The sequence below is a fragment of the Erysipelothrix aquatica genome (assembly GCF_009828775.2).
Classification (GTDB): Bacteria; Bacillota_I; Bacilli_A; order Erysipelotrichales; family Erysipelotrichaceae; genus Erysipelothrix; species Erysipelothrix aquatica.
Window position 1 is genome coordinate 22,647 of sequence record NZ_WTSY02000029.1, and the last position, 6,502, is coordinate 29,148.

Consider the following 6,502-nt stretch of genomic DNA (forward strand, 5'->3'; position numbering starts at 1 on the left):
CCTAGTCGTTCATCATCCAATGAACAAATTCATTTCTATTTTTTGATTGCAGTAGTTTCGACATCTTTTCAGTACTTGTAATGGTTTCTGATAACCAATCAAAGAAGAGCCACATCTTAGCACTATCTTCTTCCGTGATCGCAAGTAACATTACCAGTTTCACATCATAACTGCCCCATCGTATTGGTTTTTTTAACAACGCAACTGCAACTTTAGACTGATGGCTTTCAAGGTCCAATGGATGTGGAATCGCGATTGCATAAATAAAGGACGTTGATGACATCTTTTCACGGTCTAAAACAGATTGTTTAAAATGTTCTGAAACAATGAAATGATCTTGAAGTGCCTTCGATACATAATCGATGACCGCTTCTGGTGTATCCAAGTCTAAATTATTGAAGAAAAACCGTTCATCAATCAGCGTTCCGAATTGATTTCCAAATTCCTGCTTAAAACGATTCTTATCCATTTCATTCAAGACTCTAAAAATTTTACTTTCATCATCATGATTCACAAACATTGAAATTTGTACTGTCGGTATTTCGAGACGATGCTCAATGGGTAAAATTGAAATAATCAAATCAATGTCATGATTCAAGACATCTTTTTCAACGAAGTATTCTTGAATCTCTGCAATTTCAATTCGATCTTTAAACATATTTGTGATCTTACCCTTTGTGAGTTTCGATAAACTGCGATTATTGGGTGCGATCAGCATCACTTGATATTTTTTAGAACTGGATAAACGGTCATAAGCCGCACCAATATGAATTGCAATGAACCCTACTTCTGACTCTGATAATTCAAACCCAAACGCATTTCCAATCAATCGACTGACCACTAATCCCATCTCAAAGATTAAGGGATATGATTTCTTAATTTCTTGTAAATGGGCATTGGGGATCACGGTTTCATTCGTGACGCGCATGACTAACGATTGCAAGTGCAAGCGCAGTCCGTTTTGAAAGTCCTCATCTTCCGTAAAATCCAAATCAAATGTTTGAAAGATAACATCCGTTAAATCAGCAAGTAATTTTGAGATATTAACATCTTTCCCTTCATATTGAAGGGTTTCACTGAGTTTAACCGCATTCTTATATCCCATGAGTATTGTTGCTAATGCCTCCGCTTCAACTTCAGAATACGTGATAGGTATCATCGTCACAACCTTATGGAAGAAATCTTGTGCAATCTGAAACTCAATACTTTCTTGAAGATTATTATTACTTTTATCTAAGTAATGACCACTCAGCATGCGTTCAATCGTAATTCCAATATGAACAACAATCATTGGCACAGCGGTCTCGCGCACTTGATAGTTATGTTCGGCGAGTGTTGCTTCAAATATCTCTGTGACGCGCACAAGATCAAAACGTTTATACAAAGACGCAGTTCGATTGATATTAATGAAATTGTCTTTGATTTCATCAGCTAACAAATCCCGATAAATTCTTCGTTTTACATGTTCATTCCCATCAAAGTAAATATGGTTATCGTTCCGTACTAGTTTCAAGCCACCATACGGTTTGATTAACTCTCGAATGCGTTTGATATCACCTTCAATCGTATGCTCACTCACAAATAAGGCTTCCTGTAAAGCAACGATACTCCGTCGTTGTTTGCTAAATAGTAGTTCTTTTATAATATAAATACTTCGTTCATTAGGAGTTTGCGGGATAATATCTTCAGATGCTTCTTTGTACTTTTGATAATTTGTTAAATCGATTGAATACCCTTCGCGCGTACTTGATGCAACGATACCTGGATAATTTTGGTTGAGGGAATCGATATCTGATCGGATCGTTCGATCCGTAACACCCACAACTTTGGATAACTCTTTTCCTTTAATCCATGCGTCTTGTTCTGCTAGGTATTCAAGAATTTTTCGTTGTCTCGAATTCAAGATTATCCCTCCTTACAGCTAATCTGGTTTTATCATCTTCTCATAGTCAAAAAATGCGTCGAATGCATCTTGGTCCATAAGACCACGTGCAATCACGACATCGCGAATACTCAAATTCTTTTGATGCGCTTCTTTTACGATAGTTGCTGTTTCATCATAGCCAAATTTACGATTCAAAAATGTTGCTGTCATCAGGGATGTCTCAACGTTCGTATTCATCTTACTTTCATTTACTGTAATACCAGATAAACATCGATCATTGAACGATTGGAGTGCATCCGCAAGCAAGCGTGTCGACTGTAGTGTATTATAAATAATCAACGGCATACACGCATTCAATTCAAAATTACCCATTGCCGAACCCATTGTTACGGCATGGTGATTACTCATAACCTGAATTGTAGTCATAATCAATGCCTCACTTTGAGTCGGGTTCACTTTACCAGGCATGATAGAACTCCCTGCTTCATTGGCGGGCAAATTTATCTCACCTAAGCCACACCGCGGACCACTTGCGAGGAAACGGATATCATTGGCCATTTTCATTGCATTACTAGCAATTGTATTTAAGACACCATGACTAAAGACAAAGCTATCTTTTGAGCTAATTCCATGAAATTTGTTCTCTGTTGGTCTGAATGACTCTTCCAGATAGCGATTCAACACTTCACACACAGCGGCATCAAAACCCTCATAAGCATTAAGCCCTGTTCCCACAGCTGTTGCACCAATCGGCAAAGTCCGTAAATATTTTAAAGCATCTTCTATTTGACGGCTTCCTTCGACAAACATAAATTGCCAGCCACTTAATTCCTGTCCAAAAGAAATTGGTGTTGCATCTTGAAGATGCGTACGACCTGTTTTAATAATTGTCCCATAGGTATCGATGAGATTTGAAAATGTACCGATGATTTTTCCTATACTCGGTTCTAAGCGGTTTTTAATCGCCAAAACAGCACTCACATGCATCGCTGTAGGAAACACATCATTGGAGCTTTGACCATAATTCACATGGTCATTGGGATGGACTTTAGTTTCCCCTAAACGCTCATTTGCTAAGTTTGCAATCACTTCATTAACGTTCATATTAGTTTGTGTACCACTTCCGGTCTGCCAAACTGAAAGTGGAAATTGATTGCTATAATCACCTTCAAGTAGCGTATCGCAAGCCAAAATAATCGCATCCGCAATCTCATCTTCTAGTTTGAAATGTGATTTATTTACTTCAGCACACGCTTTTTTTAACATAATAAGCGCCTCAATAAGTGGTTGTGGCATCGTTTCTTCGCCAATTGGAAAGTTCACTAAACTCCGTTGCGTATTCGCACCCCAGTATACATCACTTGGAACTTCAACACTACCGTAAATATCATTGATTGTTGACATTTAGTCCTCCTTTGATAGTCCTGTTTCAACAGCTTTGTCCGCAACTGCCTTCGCAACTACACCCACGACTCGTGGATCCAAAACAGTTGGAATAATGTACTCTTCTGTTAATTCATGATCTGCTACTAATGATGCAATCCCTTCGGCAGCTGCAATCTTCATAGCTTCACTAATTTGACGTGCACGTACATCCAAAGCTCCTTTAAAAATACCTGGGAATGCAAGAACGTTATTAATTTGGTTCGGATAATCAGAACGACCTGTTCCTACAATTCGAGCTCCAGCTGCTTTTGCATCAGGATACGATATTTCTGGATTAGGATTAGCAAGTGCAAAAACAATCGCATCTGAATTCATCTGAGCAACATTTTCTTTCGAAAGTAAATTTGCGAGGGATACGCCAATAAAGATATCAGCATCTTGCATGACATCAGATAATGTAGCTCCCACTTTAACATCAGCAAGATAGTCACACAATTCTTGAACAACAAAATCATAGGACTCACGTTTAGTCTTATCAACAACACCAAGGTTATTGATGGCGTAGATGTTCGAAACCCCATAGACATGAAGCATTCGAATAATTGAACTTCCTGCAGCACCCGTACCTGCAACAACAACTTTCGCATCTTTTAGGTTTTTTTGTACGAGGCGGCAGGCATTGATTAAACCTGCAATGACGACAATTGCTGTACCATGCTGATCATCATGAAAGACTGGAATATCGAGTTCCTTCTTGAGTGTTTGTTCAATATACACACATTCCGGTGCTTTGATATCTTCTAAGTTAATACCGCCAAAAGTTGGCGCAATCATTTTACAGAAAGCTATGATTTCATCCGGACCATTGACATCAATCACGAGCGGTACTGCATTTAGACCCGAGAAAGCCTTAAAAAGCATCGCTTTCCCTTCCATAACTGGCAATCCTGCTTCCGGACCAATATCGCCAAGACCTAAAACAGCACTTCCATTACTTACAACAGCTACAGTATTGACTTTCCATGTATAGTCATAGATTGCTTCTTTATTTTCTTTAATTTTGAGACACGGTTGCGCAACTCCAGGAGAATATAAAAGACTTAAGTCATCAAGCGATGTGACCTCCATCTTATTTTCTACACTAATTTTCCCTTTAAGTTTGCTATGCAACGCTAATGACGCTTCAATCAAATTATCCATTTCCGCTCTCTCCTTCATTCTTACGTTTATTTTATCATTTTATAATTCGTTCGCACACTAAGGATACGCACATTGACTTAGGAAAATATTTCTACGTGTATCTTTCAAGAAAAAAAACGATGTTTCATTGAAGACATCGTTTCGTACTTATTTATGAATTCTTAAACATCTTCAAGACTGTTTAGCGATGCGTGTTTCCTAAAAACAAGTACGGTAAATAGGACGGTTACACCTGTTTGAACTACAAGTCCCATTGAATTTGTAAATAGTGGCAGAACACTAACCGCTTCACCTTGAACAATCATCAACAGCATAATACCCATGAATAATACGCTAAGTGCAAGAAATACATACCGTACCCGTTCGATATAGGATTCAGAAACACCATCATGTAACAGCATGTATCCCACAACTGTAAATAAGGATACATAGATTATTACAAAATCTGTTCGTGTTGCGGATTCAAGGGATACACCGAGTAGATCAACCGCGAGATTTTTGAGAATCAACAGCCCAATCATTACGAAGAAACCATACAATAATCCTTTACCGCGAATCATAATCATTCGCTCGTCCATTTTTTCTGAAAACATCTAAATTACCCCTCTTCCCAAAATAAATCATCCAATGTCACATTCAATACCTTGCAAATGCGGATGCACAAATCTAACGTTGGATTGTAATTGCCATTCTCGACACTGATAATCGTTTGACGCGATACACCAACGCTTTCTGCCAGATCAATTTGTGACAGACTTTTTTCTTTTCTTAGCAACTTCATTTTCTCATTTTTAATAAGGTTTTCCTCCTTAATGTCAAATATACTTTACTTAAATAGCGCCAAAATGTCAACTTAACTTTACATTGCATGCTTTCTTTCGATAATAAATAAAAACTCAGATATTTTAATACCTGAGTCATTATGAATGCATAACGTCTGTGCATATCTATAATTTTAGTTTATTTCTCAACACATACGAATCCCGCTCCGCGTAATTCAATGTTCTCAATTTCTTTCTCATCTTTGATGTTCGCAAATTTATCCCCATTCACAAATCCAGTAAACCCAGCCTCTTTTACCTCCTGAGGGGTAACTGACCGGAAATCGTATTCAATAATCGTCTTCAATGTTGTATTTTCTGTCGTATACGAGAAATCTATCCACGCATACTGATTATAATTTTGTGCTCTTTCTTTCGTTGACGCAACTGCATTCTCAAGATTTTCTTTCGTCTCAAGATCAAGCAAAATATTTGCTTGATACCCTTCAAACGTTCCTGATAAATCTGTAATATAGACAAGTTCTTGTGTAAATTTCGGATTACTTGTATCCGTACATGTTGTCACGATTTGATTTGGCTGGCGTGTGCATCCGCTCACTATTATCAAAACACCAATAACACTCAATAATTTTTTCATACTCCCCACCCTTTTCTATCCATCATTATAGATGGTTTTTGAAAACAATGCACCATTAGCTATGAGCGAATGCAATCTAATGAGAAGCGAAACTTCAAAAGCAACTTACTCGAAAGAACAGAAATTTTGTTGCTGTGAAGACATGTACGAGAATGGAAATGGAACAATACACTTATAAACATACCCCTCCATCGGACCATTTTTCCCATCCGTACCAACGCGAATCCAATAGAATAATCCTCGATACTCATCCGTGAATCCATCGCCTGCATCACCCACTCGAATTGCAAAAAATGGTTCTTTAAACCCTCGTTCAGTATCGCTATCATATGCAACCCGTTTATAATCGATAATTCCCATTACAGCAACTAATCCTAGACATACTAAAACTATTAAAAGTACTTTATACCGTCGTTTCATTTCATCCTCCGATAATTTTGATTGTTTTATTACAATAATTATCCAACATTAATACAACTTTGTCGATCCCTAATCCTTGGAGTATTAATTTCGTAAAGTACGAAATTAAGGTCACCATCTCGAATAATATAGTCTGGTGAAACATTAATTGAACATCTAATGTGTTATTTTTCTTTATATTTGTATCTCTTT

The 6,502-nt window shown here is 37.6% G+C and carries 8 protein-coding genes; all 8 read right to left on the reverse strand.

Going from position 1 to position 6,502, the window contains the following annotated elements:
* Position 1 precedes the first annotated feature (1 nt).
* Complete coding sequence (locus tag GVV20_RS08295) at positions 2-1,903, reverse strand: BglG family transcription antiterminator (RefSeq protein ID WP_159740107.1); 1,902 nt, start codon at positions 1,901-1,903, stop codon at positions 2-4.
* Between the two features lie 18 nt (positions 1,904-1,921).
* On the reverse strand, positions 1,922-3,289 hold the full coding sequence (locus GVV20_RS08300) for a class II fumarate hydratase (protein WP_159740106.1): 1,368 nt from the start codon (positions 3,287-3,289) through the stop codon (positions 1,922-1,924).
* Positions 3,290-4,471, reverse strand: coding sequence for an NAD(P)-dependent malic enzyme (locus tag GVV20_RS08305; RefSeq protein WP_159740105.1), 1,182 nt, complete (start codon positions 4,469-4,471; stop codon positions 3,290-3,292).
* Between the two features lie 161 nt (positions 4,472-4,632).
* Positions 4,633-5,064, reverse strand: coding sequence for a hypothetical protein (locus GVV20_RS08310; protein WP_159740104.1), 432 nt, complete (start codon positions 5,062-5,064; stop codon positions 4,633-4,635).
* Positions 5,065-5,069: 5 nt separating this feature from the next.
* Positions 5,070-5,252 carry a helix-turn-helix transcriptional regulator gene (locus GVV20_RS08315; RefSeq protein WP_201287488.1) on the reverse strand — a complete coding sequence of 61 codons (183 nt, stop codon included), beginning with the start codon at positions 5,250-5,252 and terminating at the stop codon, positions 5,070-5,072.
* Between the two features lie 179 nt (positions 5,253-5,431).
* Entirely contained in the window at positions 5,432-5,890 is a 459-nt protein-coding gene (locus GVV20_RS08320; protein ID WP_159740103.1) for a hypothetical protein, read from the reverse strand.
* Between the two features lie 105 nt (positions 5,891-5,995).
* A complete protein-coding gene (locus GVV20_RS08325) occupies positions 5,996-6,310 on the reverse strand; it encodes a hypothetical protein (protein ID WP_159740102.1) in 315 nt (104 codons plus the stop codon).
* Position 6,311: 1 nt separating this feature from the next.
* Positions 6,312-6,502, reverse strand: a 191-nt coding sequence (locus GVV20_RS08330) for a hypothetical protein (RefSeq protein WP_250690184.1), incomplete at its 5' end; no start/stop codon positions are given.